The sequence below is a fragment of the Paenibacillus sp. FSL R7-0198 genome (assembly GCF_038000415.1).
Taxonomy (GTDB): Bacteria; Bacillota; Bacilli; order Paenibacillales; family Paenibacillaceae; genus Paenibacillus.
This window is the reverse complement of sequence record NZ_JBBOCB010000001.1, coordinates 5,725,129-5,745,056: the sequence shown is the minus strand read 5'-3', so window position 1 is coordinate 5,745,056 and position 19,928 is coordinate 5,725,129. Positions and strand designations below refer to the sequence as shown.

General features: G+C 45.7%; 18 protein-coding genes. 4 read left to right on the top strand and 14 right to left on the bottom strand.

Translation table 11 applies throughout. The features are described 5' to 3' along the window. Positions 1-56: 56 nt before the first annotated feature. The 4 genes from MKY87_RS25210 to MKY87_RS25195 form a co-directional block, all read right to left on the bottom strand. Entirely contained in the window at positions 57-1,409 is a 1,353-nt protein-coding gene (locus MKY87_RS25210) for a hemolysin family protein (protein ID WP_339784876.1), read from the bottom strand. A 46-nt stretch (positions 1,410-1,455) separates the two neighbouring features. Continuing rightward, positions 1,456-2,592 carry a radical SAM/CxCxxxxC motif protein YfkAB gene (gene yfkAB, locus MKY87_RS25205; protein ID WP_091032604.1) on the bottom strand — a complete coding sequence of 379 codons (1,137 nt, stop codon included), beginning with the start codon at positions 2,590-2,592 and terminating at the stop codon, positions 1,456-1,458. Between the two features lie 220 nt (positions 2,593-2,812). Then, positions 2,813-3,934 (bottom strand): HD-GYP domain-containing protein, encoded by a 1,122-nt coding sequence (locus MKY87_RS25200; protein ID WP_340966688.1) that lies wholly within the window; start codon positions 3,932-3,934, stop codon positions 2,813-2,815. 72 nt (positions 3,935-4,006) lie between these two features. Then, positions 4,007-5,437, bottom strand: coding sequence for a bifunctional metallophosphatase/5'-nucleotidase (locus MKY87_RS25195; RefSeq protein WP_340966687.1), 1,431 nt, complete (start codon positions 5,435-5,437; stop codon positions 4,007-4,009). Positions 5,438-5,557: 120 nt separating this feature from the next. Here MKY87_RS25195 and MKY87_RS25190 point away from each other — a divergent pair, with 120 nt between their 5' ends. Beyond that, positions 5,558-6,304 (top strand): molybdenum cofactor biosynthesis protein, encoded by a 747-nt coding sequence (locus tag MKY87_RS25190; protein ID WP_340966685.1) that lies wholly within the window; start codon positions 5,558-5,560, stop codon positions 6,302-6,304. A gap of 123 nt (positions 6,305-6,427) precedes the next feature. Next, positions 6,428-7,477 (top strand): HD-GYP domain-containing protein, encoded by a 1,050-nt coding sequence (locus tag MKY87_RS25185; RefSeq protein WP_340966683.1) that lies wholly within the window; start codon positions 6,428-6,430, stop codon positions 7,475-7,477. A gap of 159 nt (positions 7,478-7,636) precedes the next feature. Here MKY87_RS25185 and MKY87_RS25180 read toward each other — a convergent pair whose 3' ends face one another. The 10 genes from MKY87_RS25180 to MKY87_RS25135 all read right to left on the bottom strand — a co-directional run bounded on the left by MKY87_RS25180 (position 7,637) and on the right by MKY87_RS25135 (position 17,212). Continuing rightward, positions 7,637-7,777 (bottom strand): hypothetical protein, encoded by a 141-nt coding sequence (locus MKY87_RS25180; RefSeq protein WP_017689533.1) that lies wholly within the window; start codon positions 7,775-7,777, stop codon positions 7,637-7,639. 149 nt (positions 7,778-7,926) lie between these two features. Beyond that, positions 7,927-8,646 (bottom strand): M23 family metallopeptidase, encoded by a 720-nt coding sequence (locus tag MKY87_RS25175; RefSeq protein ID WP_074094354.1) that lies wholly within the window; start codon positions 8,644-8,646, stop codon positions 7,927-7,929. A 207-nt stretch (positions 8,647-8,853) separates the two neighbouring features. After that, a complete protein-coding gene (locus MKY87_RS25170) occupies positions 8,854-10,203 on the bottom strand; it encodes a jacalin-like lectin (RefSeq protein WP_340966681.1) in 1,350 nt (449 codons plus the stop codon). A 300-nt stretch (positions 10,204-10,503) separates the two neighbouring features. Next, positions 10,504-11,901, bottom strand: a complete 1,398-nt coding sequence (gene sufB, locus MKY87_RS25165) for a Fe-S cluster assembly protein SufB (protein ID WP_076209130.1) — start codon at positions 11,899-11,901, stop codon at positions 10,504-10,506. A gap of 20 nt (positions 11,902-11,921) precedes the next feature. Beyond that, positions 11,922-12,353, bottom strand: coding sequence for a Fe-S cluster assembly sulfur transfer protein SufU (gene sufU, locus MKY87_RS25160; protein WP_017689537.1), 432 nt, complete (start codon positions 12,351-12,353; stop codon positions 11,922-11,924). Then, positions 12,343-13,563, bottom strand: coding sequence for a cysteine desulfurase (locus MKY87_RS25155; protein WP_076318350.1), 1,221 nt, complete (start codon positions 13,561-13,563; stop codon positions 12,343-12,345). The genes sufU and MKY87_RS25155 overlap by 11 nt, the downstream gene beginning before the upstream one ends. Further along, positions 13,560-14,864: a Fe-S cluster assembly protein SufD gene (gene sufD / locus MKY87_RS25150; protein ID WP_036609929.1), complete on the bottom strand. Its 1,305-nt coding sequence runs from the start codon at positions 14,862-14,864 to the stop codon at positions 13,560-13,562. Before sufD ends, MKY87_RS25155 begins: the two co-directional genes overlap by 4 nt. A gap of 25 nt (positions 14,865-14,889) precedes the next feature. Next, positions 14,890-15,672 carry a Fe-S cluster assembly ATPase SufC gene (sufC, locus tag MKY87_RS25145; protein ID WP_062833524.1) on the bottom strand — a complete coding sequence of 261 codons (783 nt, stop codon included), beginning with the start codon at positions 15,670-15,672 and terminating at the stop codon, positions 14,890-14,892. Positions 15,673-16,051: 379 nt separating this feature from the next. Then, positions 16,052-16,627: a DUF1802 family protein gene (locus tag MKY87_RS25140; RefSeq protein ID WP_339784890.1), complete on the bottom strand. Its 576-nt coding sequence runs from the start codon at positions 16,625-16,627 to the stop codon at positions 16,052-16,054. A 123-nt stretch (positions 16,628-16,750) separates the two neighbouring features. Continuing rightward, positions 16,751-17,212: a Dps family protein gene (locus MKY87_RS25135; RefSeq protein ID WP_017689542.1), complete on the bottom strand. Its 462-nt coding sequence runs from the start codon at positions 17,210-17,212 to the stop codon at positions 16,751-16,753. Positions 17,213-17,508: 296 nt separating this feature from the next. Between MKY87_RS25135 and mtnK the strand changes: the two genes are divergently transcribed. Both mtnK and mtnA read left to right on the top strand, forming a co-directional pair. Further along, positions 17,509-18,726: an S-methyl-5-thioribose kinase gene (mtnK, locus tag MKY87_RS25130; RefSeq protein WP_339790716.1), complete on the top strand. Its 1,218-nt coding sequence runs from the start codon at positions 17,509-17,511 to the stop codon at positions 18,724-18,726. Positions 18,727-18,749: 23 nt separating this feature from the next. Further along, positions 18,750-19,823, top strand: coding sequence for an S-methyl-5-thioribose-1-phosphate isomerase (gene mtnA / locus MKY87_RS25125; RefSeq protein ID WP_339784892.1), 1,074 nt, complete (start codon positions 18,750-18,752; stop codon positions 19,821-19,823). The last annotated feature ends 105 nt before the right edge of the window (positions 19,824-19,928 follow it).

Here is a 19,928-nt window from a genome sequence, read left to right as displayed (position 1 = left end):
TGTAATCTACGTCATTTCATACTTTTGCTCGTCTTATCTTGCTCCTGCAACGAGTTCTATTCTACTGGTTTTTCTTCCGAATTCATGTCTTGAGGGACAGATTGCTTGTACACTCGAACCCGGGTAATTCGCAAGCGAGTGGATTCTTCCACTTCAAAAACGTAACCATTTAGCTCTTGCGTTTTTCCCTTGGTTGGATTGCCCCCAAGCTCTTTAAACAACCATCCGCCGATGGTATCCACTTCTTCATCCTCAATGATGGCTCCGGTCCACTTATGAACTTCTTCAATAAGCGAACGACCATCAATGGAAAATGAATCTCCACTGCGTTCCATATGCGGACGCTCATCCTCAAACTCGTCATACAAGTCTCCAACGATCTCTTCCAGAATTTCTTCCGCAGTCAGCAATCCAGCTGTGCCGCCATATTCATCCACAACCAGCGTCATCTGTGAATGTTTCTTCTGCATTAGACGCAGCACATGGCTGATTTCCATGGATTCAGGAACGTTTAAGATTGGACGGACGAGTGAAGCCAGATCATGTTGTTGCTCCGGTTTAGCCAGCAACAGATCGGTGATGTGTATAAATCCAATGATCTCATCCTTGTCTTCTACTGCTACGGGATACCGGGAATGTTTGGTTGCGTTGATGATCTCCAAGTTCTCTTCCAAAGACATATGCGTGTACAGACAATCCATGTCTGTACGTGGCAGCATCACTTCACGTGCCAGCATATCGGAGAAATCAAAGATGTTATCCATCAGTTTGATCTCATCTTTATCGATGACACCACTTTTGGCACTCTGCTTCATCAGAATTCGAAGTTCATCTTCCGAGTGAGCTTCTCCTTCACTGGCAGGTTCGATACCTGCCAGACGCAGCAATGCATTGGCCGATACATTCAGTACCCAGATGAACGGGAAGAAGATTTTGTAGAACAACAGCAAAGGTGCAGATAAAAACAATGCCACTCCGTCTGTTTTTTGAATAGCTAACGATTTAGGTGCAAGCTCACCCAGCACAATATGCAGAAACGTAATGATACAAAAACCGATAATGACCGACACGGTCGAAATAAGCCCTGTATCTCCTACACCAAGTTTAAACATGAGTGGCTCAACGAGCAATTCGGAGATGGCCGGTTCTCCCAGCCACCCGAGTCCAAGCGATGTCAGCGTAATCCCGAACTGAGTTGCCGATAGATAGGAATCCAGTTTACTATTCACCTTCAGAGCGTAACCAGCCATACGATTTCCTTCACTCTGCAATTGAGTTAAGCGTGTCTGCCTTACTTTCACAAGGGAAAATTCCGCTGCGACAAATACGCCATTCAAAAATACGAGCAAAAAGACACAGACCAGATTAAATACCAGCTGCCCAAGATGAAATTCGGTATGAATATCCAAGTTGAAACTCCCCTTTTCTATCTATTTCAGGAATACACCTGGAATATCAACGTGTGATTGCCTTTCTTGATTTGAAATCCACACCCTTGTAATACATATCTGCCACTAGCAGGTTTGGTCCGCAACAGGATGCAATATCGCAATGGCAATTGACTGTTTGATTCAACGGATGTTCAGCTGACCATTCATGGAACACATCATCCAGTTTACGATCACGAATGTTGCCAAACGCCGGGATATCCGCAAAATCCGTCACATACACATTACCCGTGAACATGTTGACGTTAACGCGGTTGCGTCCGTCCGGATCGTTACGTACCGTCACATTTGGTTCGCTGTATAAACGATTGATCAGTTCCCGATCCTGCTCTGCTGCACTGCACGCGAAGAATGGCAAGGTACCGAAGAGCATCCACATATCCTTGTCACGCACATCAAGCAAACGATGAATCGCTGCTCTCATATGGTCCAGTGATAACACTGGCAACGACGAAGCAAAGTTCGAGTTATACATCGGATGCACTTCATGACGAACACAGCCCATCTCACGAATCAATTGATGAATACCATCCAGCTTGTCGTGCGTACGGAAGTTAATCATCGACTCCGCAGAGATAAACATGCCTGCTTCACTCAGTTTGCGTGAATTTTCAATCATTTTCTCATACATCTTCACCGCTACTTCACGTTTTACAGGTCTGCCACTATTGGCAAATCCAACTTGATGGAAATCGTCAGCATTCAGATAGTTGAACGAGATATGCATAACGTCCAGATAAGGTAAAAGTTGCTCATACCGGCTGATATCCAGCGTTAAATTCGAATTGATCTGGGAACGTATTCCACGTTCCTTGGCATATTTGAGCAGTGGGATAATCATCTCATCCACTGTTTTCTGGCTAAAGCTTGGCTCGCCACCCGTCAGACTAATCGTCTGCAGATGCTCTACTTCATCCAATCGTTTCAGCATCAGAGGGAGCGGAAGAGCCGGCGCTTCACGCATCGTAAGCATATCTCCCACGGCACAATGCTCACACCTCATATTGCACAGATGTGTCACGGTCATTTCTACACTGGTCAGCACATGGCGTCCATATGTACGCAGAGAGCCGATCGGATCCCACGGATCATTCGTTGGCGATAAAGGCATCGGTTGTACCGATCCTGAGTTTAGCATGGTCATTGTTCTTCACCTTATTCCTTTTATTAACCTAAAAAGTTTTATTTACATCATACCTTGTGTTTCTCTTTTTGGAGTTATCTTTTATCATAGCACAATTTTGAATGCTCCGGCATACGTAGACCCTGTCCATTACATGACAAAAAACGCTCAGGCAACTCTGGACCGCATTACGAAACGGCCCGGATATTACGACATGAGCGCTAATCATCTTTCAAGTAGTTCAGCTTTCCACCTGTTCACTTTGAGCCGCTGAAGGTGTATCCTCCACACCCTCTACACCTGTGATCATCACAGACAGAGCAGTCAGCAGGTTAATTTCATAAGGCGAAGATAAAGTCTGGCCGTCCGCATCTTTTAGAACACGGATAAGCGGACGTTGAGGAACACGTGAATGAATTGATGCAACTACCCCAACTTCTCCCGTACTGAGCTTGACTGAAATACCTACTGGGTATATCGCGACACAATCCCTGAACTTCTCCAGCATCCGTTGTTCATAGAGGGTTCCTGAACCTGTATACAACACCTCTACTGCCTGATGGGGCAGCAAGGCTTGCTTGTACACCCGATTCGTTGTCATGGCATCATACGAATCAGCAAGCGCAATCCATTTGGCATATTCATGAATTTCCTTGTCTTTCAAACCAAAGGGATATCCACTGCCATCAATTCGTTCATGGTGCTGCAGTGCACAATGCGCAGATAGAAGCGGTATGCCTGGTTCATCTTTGAGAATACGGTGTCCATATGTAGTGTGCTGCTGAATGATTTTGAATTCCTCGTCACTCAATCTGGAGGGTTTATGCAAGATTTCTGGTGCAATCTGTGTTTTGCCGATATCATGTAACAAAGCGCCCAGACCAATCTCCATTAATTGCTGGCGTGTGTAACCCGAAGCGACACCAAGAACCAGCGTGTACACACATACATTCAGAGAATGGTTATACAGGTCAAAATCACTGGAGTTCATGTCCATCAGCATAATCATGGCTTCCTTCTGACTGCCGATGTCTTCCAGAATGGCATTCATCACACCACTAAGCGCTTTACCGAAATGAGGAATCTGATTTTTGGTTTTCATCCCTGACATACTTTGAAATTGCTGTTTGATCTCGACCAGTGCCTTCCTCCTGGTCTCTTCCTGCAACATTTCAGGAACGATGATGTCCTCTGTCGCAGCATCTTTAATATACACATAACCGACCCCGAGATCCTTAAGGCGTCCAATCAATCGACTGGTTAGCTCTACATCCTCACTAAGTAATACAAGGCCTTCTTCACTATAAATACGTTTCCCCAGCTTCATGCCAGGCTGCAATAAGTTTATATGTACTAAACGCACAGCCTATCCTCTCCCGCTCCGTAGATGTAATTACCACTAGCCGCCGCTTCAGCAGAAGGCAAGTACTTTAAATTAGCTTTGATGCCAGCGGGCTCGCAGGCTGTCGTCCAGAGCCCCTGGTAGTTTTATTTCCGTTTCCAGCAAATCGCGTATGAATTCCGGAAGATGATAGAGCGTACGGGTTCCATGAGCCAGAGGAGGATACCCCACATTGAACGTAAACATGTCCAGTGTTCCAACGATATACTCACATTGTTCGTCCATAGGCTCCCCATTAATGGATATGGTCTGGATCTTCTCATAGGCTGGCGCATCTGGATTGTATTGAACTTCCATTCCGTCCATACATAACGTGCCTAGAATATGACCACGAAAACCAAATCCCACAATGGGCTTACCTGAAAAATCGTCCAACAAGGACTGCTCAAGTGCTTCACGAATATGACTTCCACTCAAGCATATTGTACAAGCATTTATAGGAGATGGACATAGGGAATGCAACATTCCTTTTGTAATATTACCTTGTGGAAGCTCTCCGAGAAGCTGACCTGCATTCACCAGAGACAGCTGTGCCCCCGTGAAATGACGAACAGCTTGTGCAAGCAATGTTGCAAACGGGGATTCCCGGTCATACGCGATGGGCAGCACCCGATCGGTTATCACTGCCGTCTGATTGAGTGTCCTTTCGGCTTCCGTACGATTCGTAGCGATTGCCAGCGCGACCTGATCATCCAGCATTATACTCTTGGCAGCCATACAACCGCTACTTACCAGTTGAAGAGGTTCTCCCACACTTGTTCGTTCCAGAACCACTTTCCCAAGCCATTGGCCAAATTTGCCAGCTGCGCCCAGCACGGTCTGACCAATGACTAATGGTTCTTCGAGAACATGATGGGTATGTCCACCGAGAATAACATCAATCCCAGTAATCTGCTCCGCCAGTCTCCGATCTGTCGAAAGCCCCAGATGTGAAAGAATAACTACCACATCCACTTCATCACGTAATGCTTCCACTTGAACTCTTAGTGACTCCACAGGGTCCAGAACATCCCACCCGAGCAGTTCGTAAAACGTGGTAAAAGGGGCCGTTGCCCCCAGCAGGCCAACGCGAAATGGACCTTTCTCCACAATCAGAGAAGGTTTCATCCACACTGGCGCAAGGCCAGTATCTTGCTCCACAACATTGCCGCATACCACAGGACACAGAAGTCCAGCGTAGGACTGTGAGAGCTGATCTGGCGTAAAGGTTAGTCCTTCATTGTTACCGATTGTAATGGCATCGTAGCCCGTCAGGTTAATAACATCAACATTAGCCGTACCCAGTGTTCCCTCTGTTTCAACGGCCATCCGGTCCATATGATCGCCGATATCCAATACAAGGATGTTGCCACCTTGGTCACGTTCCTCATTGATCATAGCGGCGATGGTGCTCATGGAGACGAAGTGGCTATGGATGTCATTGGTGTGCAGAATCGTTAATGTTTGCTTCTCCCTGGTGCTCATCACACCGCCTCCCCTGCTCTTCAATAAACGTTCATTCTTCTAATGGATAAGCATAACATTTTCCGCGTCGTTATGATATATTTAAAGGGTTTAGAGATCAAAAAGAGGTGAGTCATATCTATGAAATTGACAATTCAACTATTTGCAGGCATTGCAGAACGTTTAAATACATCCCTTCTGGAGTTTGAGTACATTGGAGACATTCCAACCGCTGCCGATTTAAAAGAAAAACTGAGTCTGGCCTACCCCGAAGCAGCTTCTCAGATAAAGTCATCCTTTTTGGCAGTTAACCAGCAGTACGCTCCTGCCGATACTATACTTAGCTCAGAAGATGAACTTGCGTTGATTCCTCCCGTCTCTGGAGGTGATGGTACGGATATTTCCGATGAGAAGCATCCCTCTACCACCCTAGAGCATCGGACTGAAGATGGCTTATTTCTGATTACAGAGTCCACCTTGTCCGTGGAAGCAACAACGGCGCTAGTGATTACCCCGAATCACGGGGCAGCTCTTACTTTTGTAGGTACGACTCGTGAAATGACCGGTGAACAGCGCACCGTGCATCTTGAATACGAGGCCTATGTGCCGATGGCTCTTTCTCAGATGGCGGCCATTGGTGTGGAAATCTCCGATCGCTGGCCTGGTGTGTTATGTGCAATCAGTCACCGAATCGGCAAAGTGGATGTGGCAGAGATTAGTGTAGTCATTGCCGTTTCCTCGCCTCATCGCAACGACTGTTATGATGCAAGCCGTTACGCCATAGAGAGACTCAAACAGACCGTTCCGATCTGGAAAAAGGAAATTTGGGAAGATGGATCTGAATGGAAAGGACATCAATTAGGACCATGGAACCCCATGAAGAACTAAATAATGAGCCTTTACACCTTTTAGACAGAGTGGGTTAATAGTAAATAAGTCGTTGTCAACCCATTTTTTTCTTGTTATTATAATCATATGTGTCGATATTAGTCGAGAAAAGGTGGTTTATACGTGAGAGTGCATGTTACTGATCTTAAACCGGGTGACCTGTTAAAAAATGATGTATACAACAGTTCGGGTCTCCACATGCTGATGAAAGGTTCCACCCTCAGTGAAGATGACCTATCCAAACTGTTGCAACATGGAATCGAGTACGCAGATGTAGAACACACAACATCCGACCTACACTCTGATGCACAAACCTTACCTTCCGATCAAACCCGTCTGTTAACTAACTTGTTTAACGATACGATCAAAGGTACTGAATCTCTATTTCAACAAGCGATGGAGAAGGGTTTTATTGATGAGACACAGGTCGATGAGATTTTGTTCACCCTAACAGAACAGTTGGAAAAACAAAAAGATGTTGTCTCCTTGTTGCTTATGCTGGACGGGGATAGCGATTATACGTACAACCATTCCTTGCAAGTCGGAATGCTCGCTTTTTATATCGCCGGCTGGATGGGTTACAACCCCGATGAATGTCTAACGGTAGCCAAAGCAGGATATCTTCATGATATCGGCAAGTCCAAGATTCCTTCTGAAATGTTACATAAACCTGGTAAATTGACCACGGAAGAATTTGACGAAATGAAGAAACACACATTCTATGGGTACGATATCATTAAAGAATCCACGCAGGATGAAATTCTGGCAATGGTTGCACTTCAGCATCATGAGCGCGAGGATGGAAGTGGTTATCCTCATGGACTGCGAGGAGACGAGATCCACCCATATGCCCGTATAACTGCTGTAGCGGACGTTTACAGCGCCATGACGACGAATCGGGTGTACCAGACCAAACAGGAACTGATCTCTGTTCTGTGTGAACTGTACAGCCTCAGCTTCGGTCAGTTAAATGCTGAAGCAACTCAGGAACTGATCAAGCACATGCTGCCTAATTTTATCGGTAAAAGGGTTCTGCTCACCACGGGTCAGACGGGGCTCATTGTCATGAATAATCCTGCGGATTATTTCCGACCACTCGTTCAGACCTCTACGGCCTTTATCGATTTAGCGAAGGAAAGAGATATTGCTATCGTTGAAATTTATGTACAGTAATTATGTAACAAGCCTATCTGTTCATTTTACACAGCACACAGTATGCATACGAAGCAACAAACAGGAAGTAGCTTGAATAACCAACTCTGAGGTTGGCATATGACAAAGGGAAGCCGTAATCGGCTTCCCTTTTGTCTATTCCGATTCGATCATGTTGGATTACACGCAGAATGCTTTTGTGATGATAACCAACAGAATGAACAGTACCAAGATTGCACCAGTGTTTGTGAACATATTGTATCCGCCAACGCCGCCTACTCCGCCTACGTTGCCACCACAGCCATATCCTACTTCGCTCATGTGATTGCCTCCTCTTCATCAGGTATACCCTAACATATGACGTTTCCGGTGGAATGAACCGGGCGAACAGGCAACATTCGATAAATGGTTGTCTGTCTGCATCTACCTGAGTGGATTATCCTTTTGCTATTCCTGTTCTTTGCAGGGATCTATATGTCGGAATCCGAATGAACCTGGATGCCCTTTTCCTTGCGGTACATGATAACAAGTAATCTCCAGAATTCATAACTGCCTTTGTCATTCATAATAAACGGTCGATAATAATCAAATGCTTGCTGCGCCCATGCGGGACAATCCATATTGGAAAGTTGCTCCTGTTGCTGAATCCATCCCCCTTGAATCTCCAGCGTTTTCTGCATGGCTTCAAATATTTTCTTCTGCTCAGTGGTCATCGGCGGAGCCTCCTCTTCCTGAGATGCAGTTCCGTATTCGGCCTGTAGATATGCACCCGGTTCCGTCACACCATCATCGCTGGGTGTATACCCGTAAGATGGTGCACTTGTTTTACGAATCTCATAATGTACATGCGGGCCAGTACTCTGACCCGTGCTTCCCTGATTACCGATAAGCTGGCCTCGCTTCACCCGCTGCCCAACGGTTACGGCAATTCGCGAAAGGTGAGCATAACAATGCAAGTAGCCACGATGATCTTGAAGAGCAACGGTAAGCCCGTAACCGCCGAATCCGGAGCCTGTAACTCCTTCGGAAGCAAAACGTACCCTACCTTCCATAAAGGCGTAGACGGGGCCATTCCAGGGCTCTGTCACGAGATCAATTCCGCGGTGAAATGTCTGTCCACCATGAATGGGATGAATTCGATAGCCGAATGAACTTGTAATCCGATAGCCCTCGAAAGGGTTTACGCTCATACACTCACATCCTTTTCTATCATTAAATGCTTAAATCTATGAAATGGCTTGTGCTATTGGTCTTATTTTATTCCACAAAAATACCGCTCAGAATATCATTAGGGAAACCTTATGGTTTCTCCCACGTATATTCCAAGCGGCGCTATGCTACTATGATTACTCTATCAGTTACATATACTAAGTTTTCATTCCAACCACTATACACTCCTAATTCAGAGGTCTGTATATGACCCCTAGCTGATCCAATTCCTGTCCTGCTCTTCCATAAAATCCGGCTATATACCACCCTGCTGGTGCTTCAAGTTTAATTTGATCCGATGTCTTTTGTCCGCCTTCAATCTTATTTCCAAGATTGGTCAACAACTCCACGTAAAAGATCCGTTTGTCTCCATTTCGTGTCCCCTGACTAATGGTTGCCTGAGTTAAATACTCTCCGTCTGCCAAGTTAAGTGTGGCAATGTTTGATTGACCACCATGTTTCAGATTCGTTCCATCCCTGTACAACGTTGAAATGCCGTCTACACGATTGCCTGAGTTAAGCACCACTGAGCTAGGTCTGGACTCCGGAATATGATTTAGATCATTAAACCCGGTCCCCCCGGATCCTCCGATTGTTGAACTTAGTTGGTACTGAGAAGATGTGTTGAACACGAATTCCGCTGTAATCGGATAATGATCGGAGAGTTGCTTCCCACTCGGATCAACAAACGTTTGATTTTCCAAACGATAACTCTGTGCATTAAGGGACAACGCTTTACTTCCGCGATACAAAATTTTGTCGACAATTTCATAGTTCGGGCCATGTATATTGGTTGCATCCATAAGAGCATCCCCATCAGCGGGAATACTTCCACCACGAATCAAATCGATCCACGGATCTCTTAATCCATTCTCAGACATGAGCAACTCTATATTGTCAGCGGCACGGGTGTACCGTGTATTGGTATCCCCAAATACGATAACCGCGTTCCCGTCCGAGTGCTCCTTGATGTAATTGGAGAGTTGTCTGATATTATCTCGTCTGGCCTCAAGCGATTTATCATCGCTCCCTGCGTCCGCATGCAAGTTGTACACGTCCACTTTCACCTGAGGTGTGATCTCATATGTAGCTGCTGTAAATCCTTTTGGAGTCAATTCATCACTTCCATTGTCAAAAAGACCGGATCGCTTATCCCAGGTAATACGCTTCAAGTCACGGAATGGATATTTGGACAGACTGTTCAACCCGCTACCAAAACCCGCAATTCCGCTTGTCGTCGTCAGATACGGCAGAGTGACTTGAGATATCAACTCATTATGATAATTAAAATCCTCTTGTACATTAATAATGTCATAGTCATTTAATTTGGGGGAAATCTGAACGGTGTACTCCTTGGGGTTGGAACTGGATACCAGATCCGGAAGACCACCTACATTGTAACTAAGTACCTTGAATGAACCCGATATCGTTCCACCTTCTGCTGCACTCGCCGTTGATAAAAATAAAGGCCAGCTCGTAAAGGCAACAACAGCAGACAATACCAATGCTGCTCCTTTTTTAACCATACTTATTCGCATTATATACCTCCTCATATTAGAATCTATTCAAATATATGTTTATTCGTTAATGGAAGAATAACGCTGGTCTATTCATTTGTAAATATACAAATTGAACTAAAGAACATTTTCACTTGCCACTCCAATGACAGAACAACCTTCTGAACGCTGTTATCACGAGATTTTTTGAATAAAAATACCCCCTAGAAAGACTTTTTAAAGAGTCTGCTCTAGAGGGTATTCGATCACATGAAATTATATCTACCGCTTAACATCAGCAACTAGCTTCAGCTTCACGGCTTCGAATGGCGCTGCATTGGATTAACCAATAGAGCCTTCCATTTCGAACTTGATCAATCTATTCATCTCAACGGCGTATTCCATTGGCAATTCCTTCGTGAATGGCTCAATGAAGCCCATGATGATCATCTGTGTTGCTTCTGCATCAGTCAGACCACGGCTCATCAGGTAGAAGAGTTGATCCTCAGACACTTTAGACACTGTAGCTTCATGCTCCAGCATGATGTTATCATTCATGATTTCATTGTAAGGAATTGTATCCGATGTGGACTCATTATCGAGAATGAGTGTATCACACTTGATGTTGGATTTCGCGCCCTCAGCTTGACGTCCAAAGGAAGCCAAACCACGGTACGTTACTTTACCACCATGTTTACTGATGGACTTGGATACGATCGTAGATGTTGTATCCGGAGCCAAGTGGATCATTTTCGCACCTGCATCTTGGTGCTGGTTTTTACCAGCAACAGCGATGGAAAGTACGGAACCTTTAGCTCCACGGCCTTTCAGTACAACCGCTGGATATTTCATTGTCAGTTTGGAACCGATGTTACCATCGACCCATTCCATTGTTGCATTTTCTTCTGCAACCGCACGTTTTGTAACGAGGTTGTAGATGTTTGGTGCCCAGTTTTGAATCGTTGTGTAACGAACACGGGCATTTTTCTTACAGATGATCTCAACAACCGCACTGTGCAGTGAGTTCGTGCTGTAGATTGGAGCTGTACATCCCTCTACATAGTGAACGAAGCTGTCTTCGTCGGCAATGATGAGTGTACGCTCGAATTGTCCCATATTCTCGGAGTTAATTCGGAAGTAGGCTTGCAGAGGCACTTCACATTTAACGCCCTTAGGCACGTAGATGAAGCTTCCTCCGGACCATACCGCACTATTCAAAGCAGCAAATTTGTTATCTGCTGGTGGAATAACTGTTGCAAAATATTCACGCAAGATTTCCGGATGCTCTCTGAGAGCCGTGTCCGTATCCATGAAGATTACACCTTGGTCTTCCAATTCCTTTTGCATGTTGTGGTATACAACCTCGGATTCATACTGAGCCGATACACCTGCAAGGAACTTTTGCTCTGCTTCAGGAATACCCAATTTATCAAAGGTTTCCTTGATTTCGGAAGGAACTTCCTCCCATGTTTTACCTTGTTTTTCAGAAGCACGAACGTAGTACTGAATTTCATTGAAATCCAATCCGTCGAGATCTCCGCCCCATTTCGGCATTGGCATCTTTTCGAATTGTTTCAAGGATTTCAAACGGAATTCCAACATCCAATCCGGTTCATTCTTAATCTTGGAAATCTCGGTAACCACTTCTGCAGTCAGACCTTTACCGGTTTGAAATATGGATTTGTGCTCGTCGCGAAAACCATATTTGTACTCTTCCATTTCTGGTGCTTTTTTAGCCATCTTGCTCTACCTCCCTATCGTTATTGTACTTTGTTCTCTTCGTCAATCCCTTTGCGTAATGCATTCCAGGCCAGAGTGGCACATTTGATGCGTGCAGGGAACTTGTTCACACCGGATAGGGCTTCGAGATCTTCATAATCGTCGAAATCGACTTCTTCACCTTTCATCAGTGAGGAAAAACGGTTAGCGATATCGAGTGCCTGTTCCATCGTTTTGCCTTTGACAGCCTCCGTCATCATTGATGCAGAGGACATGCTGATGGAGCAGCCTTCACCCGTATATTTGGCTTCCTGAACGATTCCGTCTTTCAGCAAAATTTGCAGTGAAATCCGGTCGCCGCACGTTGGATTGTTTAAATTCACCGTGACAGCGTCATTATCAAATGTTCCGCGGTTACGCGGATTTTTGTAGTGGTCCATTATAACACGTCTGTACAGATCATCAAGTTGCATCGCCAAAATACTCCTTTGTCTGGATTAAGGCGCTGACAAGCCGATCTACATCTTGTTCGTTATTGTATAGATAGAAGCTGGCACGAGCTGTTGAGCTAACTTCAAGCCAGCGCATTAGCGGTTGACAGCAATGGTGTCCGGCACGAATGGCTACGCCACTCGCATCCAGAACGGTTGCCACATCATGCGGATGAACATCCCCCAGATTAAAGGTAACGACACCCACATGCCGCTTCGCTGGGCCATAGATGGTTAACCCATCGATCTCGGCCAGTCGTTCAGTTGCATAAGCTGCCAGCACACTCTCATGATGTGCGATCTCATCCATACCAATCTGCTCCAGAAAATCAATGGCAGCTCCCAACCCTACCGCACCTGCGATAATCGGGGTTCCACCCTCGAACTTCCAGGGAAGCTCTTTCCAGTTGGATTCGTACAGACCCACATCATCAATCATTTCACCGCCGAACTCAATGGGTTCCATGGACTCCAGCAGCGCCTTTTTGCCGTAGAGTGCACCGATTCCGGTTGGTCCGCACATTTTATGACCGGATAATGCATAGAAATCACAATCCAGATCTTGAACGTCCACCTTCATGTGAGGTGTACTTTGTGCGCCATCAACAACGATGACAGCACCATTGCGGTGTGCAATTTCAGCAATTTGTTTCACAGGATGGATCAGCCCCATAACATTGGATACATAAGCGATCGCTACAATTTTAGTATTGTTCGTAATCGTCTTCTCAACATCAGCCAATTCAATGTGACCATCAGGCTGAAGCGGGATGTATTTCAATGTTGCACCTGTCTCCTTGGCAACCTGCTGCCAAGGAATCAGATTACTATGGTGCTCCATTTGCGTGATAACAATTTCATCGCCTTCTTTGCAATTGGCGCGGGCATAAGATGAAGCCACCAGATTCAGGGCTGTCGTTGTCCCGCGGGTAAAGATAATCTCCTGTGTACGGCGGGCATTGATAAACTTGGCTACCTTCTCACGTGCGCCTTCGTAAGCGTCCGTTGCACGGCTTCCAAGAGTATGAACACCGCGATGTACGTTGGAGTTCTCATACTCATAATAATGTTTGACTGCTTCGATCACAGCACGAGGCTTCTGTGAAGTCGCAGCACTATCTAAATATACGAGCGGGTGTCCGTTAATTTCCTGGTGGAGGATCGGGAACTGCTCGCGAATGGACGGGTTCATTGTCCCAGCTTCTTCTCAATCAGGGACTGCAATTGGGTGCGCAGTGCTTCCAAAGGAATATCCGCCACCACCGGAGCCAGGAAGCCATAGATGATCAGGCGTTCGGCATCCGTACGGTTAATTCCGCGCGACATCAAGTAATGAATCTGCTCGGCATTGACTTGACCAACAGAAGCCGCGTGACCTGCTGTTACATCATCCTCATCAATCAGAAGGATTGGGTTGGCGTCTCCACGTGCTTTAGGGCTCAGCATCAACACTTTCTCTGTCTGCTGTCCATCGGCTTTGGTAGCGCCTTTCTCAATCTTCGTGATCCCGTTGATGATTGCAGAAGCTTCTTCACGCATAACTGCACGTGTAATCATCTGACTTGGTGTATTCTTGCCGAAGTGACGAGCTTCTGTGGTGTAGTTGATTTTCTGTGAACCGGAACCTACAGCGATGACTTTGGAATCAGAACTTGATCCATTGCCTTTCAGCACGGTCATCGTGTTGCTCGCTGTGTCGCCATTGTTCATTTCGCCTACAATCCACTCGATGGAAGCATCATTCTCCAACACTGCACGACGGAATGAAACATCAGTTACATTCACACTCAGTTGATGAACCGATGCGAAACGTACTTTAGCACCTGATTTTGCGAATACTTCCACAACACCATTATGGAAAACAGGTGCGGACAATTCGCCAGATACATAGTTATCCACATAAGTTACTGAGCTGTTTGCTTCTGCAACTACAAGCACGTGAGGTGCAAACGTTGCAGATGCGTCGTCCGTAAGCAACACTGCTTGCAGTGGTACTTCGATTTCGACATTTTTCGGAACATACAGGAAGACCCCGCCATTCCAAAGTGCCGCATGTAATGCAGCGAGGGAATGCTCATCCGCTTTAACTGCTGTGTTCAGATATTGTTTTACCAGATCGCCATGTTCGCGAACCGCTGTAGCCAGATCCGTGAAGATAACTCCTTTTGCTGCCAGATCAGCAGACACCTTGGAGTATACCGTACCGGAATTGCGCTGGATAACCAGACTGCCTTCAGCTTGATCCTGAACCAGATCTTTGATAGAAGCAGGTACTTCTGTCAAAGAAGAAATGGCTTCACTTGTTTTATATGTTCCGTACTCGCTGACATTCCAGCGTTCGATTTTTTGTTTTTCCAGTTTAGGAAGCGCAAGCCCGCTCGCAAGCTTTAAAGCTTCAAGCCGCTGTTCGGTCAACCAGCCGGGTTCATTGTTGCTTTCCGACAAGGCGCGAAGCGCTTCAGATTCAACCGGAAGAATTGTTTGTGTAGTCATTAATTAATCCTCCTCCGTTTTGTCTTTACGCTTCTTGACCTACAGTTTCGTCTGTAATTCCCAGCTCTTCCTTAACCCAGTCATATCCTTCAGCTTCCAGACGGTGTGCCAGTTCAGGTCCGCCGGATTTCACGATACGACCTTGCATCATAACGTGTACGTAGTCAGGAGTAATGTAGTTAAGCAGGCGTTGATAGTGAGTGATGATCAAGAAACCACGATCTTCGCTCTTCATTGCATTTACACCGTTTGCTACGATTTTCAGAGCATCGATGTCCAGACCGGAGTCAATTTCATCAAGTACTACGATTTTCGGATCAAGCAGCATCATTTGCAGAATCTCGTTACGTTTTTTCTCACCACCGGAGAAACCTTCATTCAGGTAACGGTGAGCGAACTCAGGGTTCATGTCGAGTTCTTTCATTTTACCTTCCATTTGACGAATGAACTTGATCAGGGAGATCTCGTTACCTTCGCCACGACGTGCGTTAATTGCACTACGCAAGAAGTCGGAGTTTGTAACACCTGCAATTTCACTTGGGTATTGCATAGCCAGGAATAGACCTGCACGTGCACGCTCATCTACTGCCATATCCAATACATCTTCACCATCAAGTGTAATTGTACCGTCAGTTACTTCATATTTCGGATGGCCCATCAATGCAGAAGCCAGAGTTGATTTACCTGTTCCGTTCGGACCCATGATTGCGTGGATTTCTCCACCTTTCATTTCCAGGTTGATGCCTTTCAGGATTTCCTTACCTTCGATCGTCGCTTTCAGACCTTCAATGACGAAATTCGTAGCCATGTGTATTGTTTCCCTCCATTGATTAAATTGATGTTTGCTGTCGAAAACGAAAAAGCGCCTATTATATCTGAACAGGGCTTCCCCTGAATTTCTCCTGTACTCGAATCTTCAAAGCAAGAACACTTTAGAATAATTCTAAACTGATTCTCAATGATAATCAAGTCATTTCCTAAGAACCTTTGTCTCTTGCATGAAACCTTATTCTTTCTGATTCTATAGTAAAAGACAAATTGAATCAAATCAGAAAACATCTTACGCACAAATGCACAGTGAGAAAAATCACAGCAATTCAAGCTTTTATGTCATCTGCTATACACTAATCTAAAAAAAGGACTCATCCATATTATGGACAAGTCCCTCCGTTAAATAACGTTACCATTTACAATTTGAGCATCTCGTTAATCTTCTGTACCTGTTCGTCAAAATCCGCAACGTCCACCACCGGCGTCATTTCGCGCGGCACCGGACCATTCGGAATAGAAATCCATGAACGACAACCGTTATATTCAGGCAGTATGGGGATTTCCATCGGTTCTTTCAAAAGGTACACACGTAAAATCAATACATGGAGCGGATCTTTGCGTTTCCATTTCAAACGGTCTTCGGCAAAATCCGCTGTCCACATATGAAAGTCAAGAAGTCGATCCAGCATCTCCTGATCTCGTATCTCCAGATCCTGCGTTACTTCGGCATATGCAGTAATACGGATTGTCGAAGCTTCGGGCACCCATTCGGCCAGTGATTCTTCAACATAGGATTGATCCGAGGACTTAATCAGTTCTTTACGCTGATGTTCATAAGTCGGATACAGATAAAACGCTGGACTTTTCAGCTCAAAATGTCGGGTTTCCTCTACAATGCCACCTTTGCGCATCACCATTATTTGGCGACCCGTTTCCAGTGCTTTGATTGCAGAAGCCCATTCTTTTAAAGCCGGCATCGTTGGTTCTAACATAAGCGGTTCCCTCCCAATCGTTCTTGTCAGCAGTATAGACGCTCAGGGCATTTCTGACAACAAATCGGGGAGCAGAAGGCTTACGTAAGAAACATGCTAGTTTTAGATTAAATTTGGGCTGTATTAACCCAGGAAAGAGCGAAGCATCCACATGTGTTTCTCAAGGTCAGCCTTGAAGCCTGTCAGCATATCGGATGTTGGTTGATCTTCAGCTGCATCTGCAACTTCGATACCTTCCTGATATTCATTCGAAAGTGTAGCGAAGTCCTCGATCAGGTTTTGCACCATTGTTTTCGCGTCTTCGCCACCTGCTGCTTCCTGGATAGAGGAAAGCTCCAGATACTCTTTCATTGTAGCTGCTGGGCTACCTTTCAGCGTGAGGATACGCTCTGCGATTTCATCCATTTGCACTGTAACTTCGTTGTAGAACTCTTCGAATTTCACATGCAACGTGAAGAAGTTAGGTCCTTTAACGTACCAGTGATAGTTATGAATTTTGACATACAATACGTTCAGGTTAGCTACCTGACGATTAAGTACTTGTTCCACCGATTTTGCTTGATCTGTTTTGTTTTTTGTAGCCATATTAATCCCATCCTTTATTTAAAATTAGTCTGTCATGCCATGATAAGCAGGTTGTCCCGCAATGCATAACAGAGAGTTAATAATGTGTCACCGCATGTAGCGGAGAGGCTTGCTAACGGTGTTTCTCTCAACCGTCCGGCCTATTTGTTTTTACCCTGGAACAGGAAGTTCGAATCAGGATCGACTTGGCTTGTCTCAAAAAAAAGTTCAAAAAACGCGTTATTTCCGATATACTGACATATACCAAGCAAAGAAGTGGGTTTTCCTGTTTCTTCATATATATGGAGGTGGCACCTTTGTCCCAATATCGCCCGTTTACCCCCCAGGATGCAATTGAACTAGCCAGAACATTACCGGGTCCATTTGCGGCAGATGCAAATCTGGATTGTCACGAGATCGGCGACGGCAATCTGAATTTGGTTTTCCACATCACGGATCAGAACTCCGATAAAAGTATCATTATCAAACAGGCGCTTCCTTATGCGAAAGTGGTTGGAGAATCATGGCCGCTCTCTCTGGTACGTGCCCGCATTGAACGTGAGATTCTTCAGGAAGAGTATCGTCTGTGTCCAGGGATGGTACCCGAAGTGTATCATTACGATGATGACCTTGCGTTAACGGTAATGGAAGATCTGAGTGATCATGTGATCATGCGCAAAGGCCTAATCGAAGGTGTTTCCTATCCTCTTTTTGCACAGCATATCGGGGAATTCATGGCAAGAACGCTGTTCTTCACATCCGACTTGGGCATGGATCAGCAATTGAAGAAGGAACAACAGGGCAGATTCATTAATCCGGATCAATGCAAAATAACGGAGGATCTGATCTTTGATGAACCCTACCGGATCGCCGAGAAAAATAATTATGATGCTTCCATTGAAGACGAGGCTGAAGCCCTTCGCACGGATGAAGAGCTTCACCTTGAAGTGGCCTTGCTACGGGAAAAATTCCTGACACATGGACAGGCACTGCTTCATGGAGATCTGCATACAGGCAGCATTTTTGTTACACCTGAATCAACCAAGGTCATCGATCCCGAATTTGCATATTACGGCCCCATGGGATTCGATGTTGGTGCAGTCCTTGCGAACCTGCTCTTGAATTACGCATCCCTGCCAGGATGGATTCAGGATGAGACTGCTTTGCGTGAGCGTGAGACGCTTTTGCTGAATATGGTTCGTGATGTATGGACTGAATTCGAATCTCGTTTCCGTGCCCTCTGGGTTAATGACCTCGTTGATCCGATGGCAAAAACGCCAGGGTATCAGGATCTGTATGTGCAACAATTGTTCAGAGATTCCATTGGCTTCGCAGGTGCCAAAATGGTTCGTCGTATCGTGGGACTCGCTCACGTGGCGGATATAGATACTATTCCAAATGCGACTGAACGTGAACATGCTCAGCGTAAAGCGTTGTCCATTGGTAAAGCATTGATCAAGAACAATCGTCGCTTGAATACCATCGGCGAAGTACTGGATATTGTATCCACAGCTGTTACTACTACTAAGGCTTAACATAAGGAACGGAGGAACCACCCATGACAACCCCTGAATATCAGCCTCTGTCCTCTCTAATCTGGAAAAAGGACAAGCTTGAAATGCTTGACCAGCGTCTGCTGCCCGAGACCATCCTCATGCTGAAATTGTACACACCCGAGGAAGTATGGGAATCCATTCACTCCATGAAAGTACGCGGTGCTCCGGCGATTGGTATTGCTGCTGCATTTGGTGTTGTATTGGGTGCCAAATCATATGACGGAACAACCGTTCAAGGTTGGTTAGACCACGTAAAATCCATATGTACTCATCTGGCTACTTCCCGTCCAACAGCGGTGAACCTGTTCTGGGCACTGGATCGCATGATGCAAAAAGCAAATGAGGTCGTTGAATCCGGCCTGAGCCTGGATGAGGGCAATGATGCTCTTGAAGTAGAAGCTCTGTTGATTCAGAAGGAAGACGAAGAAGTATGCCGCATGATCGGCGAGAATGCACTGCCTTTATTCGAAGATGGTATGGGTGTACTCACTCACTGCAACGCAGGCGGACTGGCTACGGCAAAATACGGTACGGCAACTGCTCCAATGTATCTCGCACAGGAACGTGGCATTCACCTGAAAGTATTTGCAGACGAAACTCGTCCTGTACTTCAGGGTGCACGCCTGACTGCTTTTGAGCTACAGCAAGCCGGCATTGACGTTACGCTGCTCTGTGATAACATGGCAGGCATGGTGATGTCCAAAGGCTGGATTCAAGCCGTTATCGTCGGAACGGATCGTGTTGCTGCGAATGGTGATGTAGCTAACAAAATCGGGACTTACAGCGTAGCCGTGCTTGCCAAAGCACACAATATTCCGTTCTATGTAGCGAGCCCATTGTCGACTATCGACTTGTCTACTCCATCCGGAGATCTTATTCCGATTGAGGAACGAGCTGCGGAGGAAGTGACCGAAGGATTTGGCAAACGCACAGCACCTCAAGGTGTTAAAGTATACAATCCAGCATTTGACGTAACGCCTAACGAATATGTAACAGCTATCATCACGGAAAAAGGTGTTGTTCGCGCACCTTTCCAAGAAAACCTGGCTGCCTTGTTCGCGAAGGAAGAAGCTTAATTTAATAAGAGTATTCAAGAAAAAGTTCGTGTATAGAGCTAGTGGCTACTGATGTGCCCGGCTCTGTATTAGAACGCTAAGACGCTAAAGAAGGGCTTCCCATAT

Excerpts from the sequence above, each read along its gene's own strand:
- yfkAB (WP_091032604.1), bottom strand. The coding sequence starts at position 2,592 with ATGACCATGCTAAACTCAGGATCGGTACAACCGATGCCTTTATCGCCA.
- MKY87_RS25195 (WP_340966687.1), bottom strand. The coding sequence starts at position 5,437 with ATGAGCACCAGGGAGAAGCAAACATTAACGATTCTGCACACCAATGAC.
- MKY87_RS25190 (WP_340966685.1), top strand. The coding sequence starts at position 5,558 with ATGAAATTGACAATTCAACTATTTGCAGGCATTGCAGAACGTTTAAAT.
- MKY87_RS25180 (WP_017689533.1), bottom strand. The coding sequence starts at position 7,777 with ATGAGCGAAGTAGGATATGGCTGTGGTGGCAACGTAGGCGGAGTAGGC.
- MKY87_RS25175 (WP_074094354.1), bottom strand. The coding sequence starts at position 8,646 with ATGAGCGTAAACCCTTTCGAGGGCTATCGGATTACAAGTTCATTCGGC.
- MKY87_RS25170 (WP_340966681.1), bottom strand. The coding sequence starts at position 10,203 with ATGCGAATAAGTATGGTTAAAAAAGGAGCAGCATTGGTATTGTCTGCT.
- sufB (WP_076209130.1), bottom strand. The coding sequence starts at position 11,901 with ATGGCTAAAAAAGCACCAGAAATGGAAGAGTACAAATATGGTTTTCGC.
- sufU (WP_017689537.1), bottom strand. The coding sequence starts at position 12,353 with ATGCAACTTGATGATCTGTACAGACGTGTTATAATGGACCACTACAAA.
- MKY87_RS25155 (WP_076318350.1), bottom strand. The coding sequence starts at position 13,563 with ATGAACCCGTCCATTCGCGAGCAGTTCCCGATCCTCCACCAGGAAATT.
- sufD (WP_036609929.1), bottom strand. The coding sequence starts at position 14,864 with ATGACTACACAAACAATTCTTCCGGTTGAATCTGAAGCGCTTCGCGCC.
- sufC (WP_062833524.1), bottom strand. The coding sequence starts at position 15,672 with ATGGCTACGAATTTCGTCATTGAAGGTCTGAAAGCGACGATCGAAGGT.
- MKY87_RS25140 (WP_339784890.1), bottom strand. The coding sequence starts at position 16,627 with ATGTTAGAACCAACGATGCCGGCTTTAAAAGAATGGGCTTCTGCAATC.
- MKY87_RS25135 (WP_017689542.1), bottom strand. The coding sequence starts at position 17,212 with ATGGCTACAAAAAACAAAACAGATCAAGCAAAATCGGTGGAACAAGTA.
- mtnA (WP_339784892.1), top strand. The coding sequence starts at position 18,750 with ATGACAACCCCTGAATATCAGCCTCTGTCCTCTCTAATCTGGAAAAAG.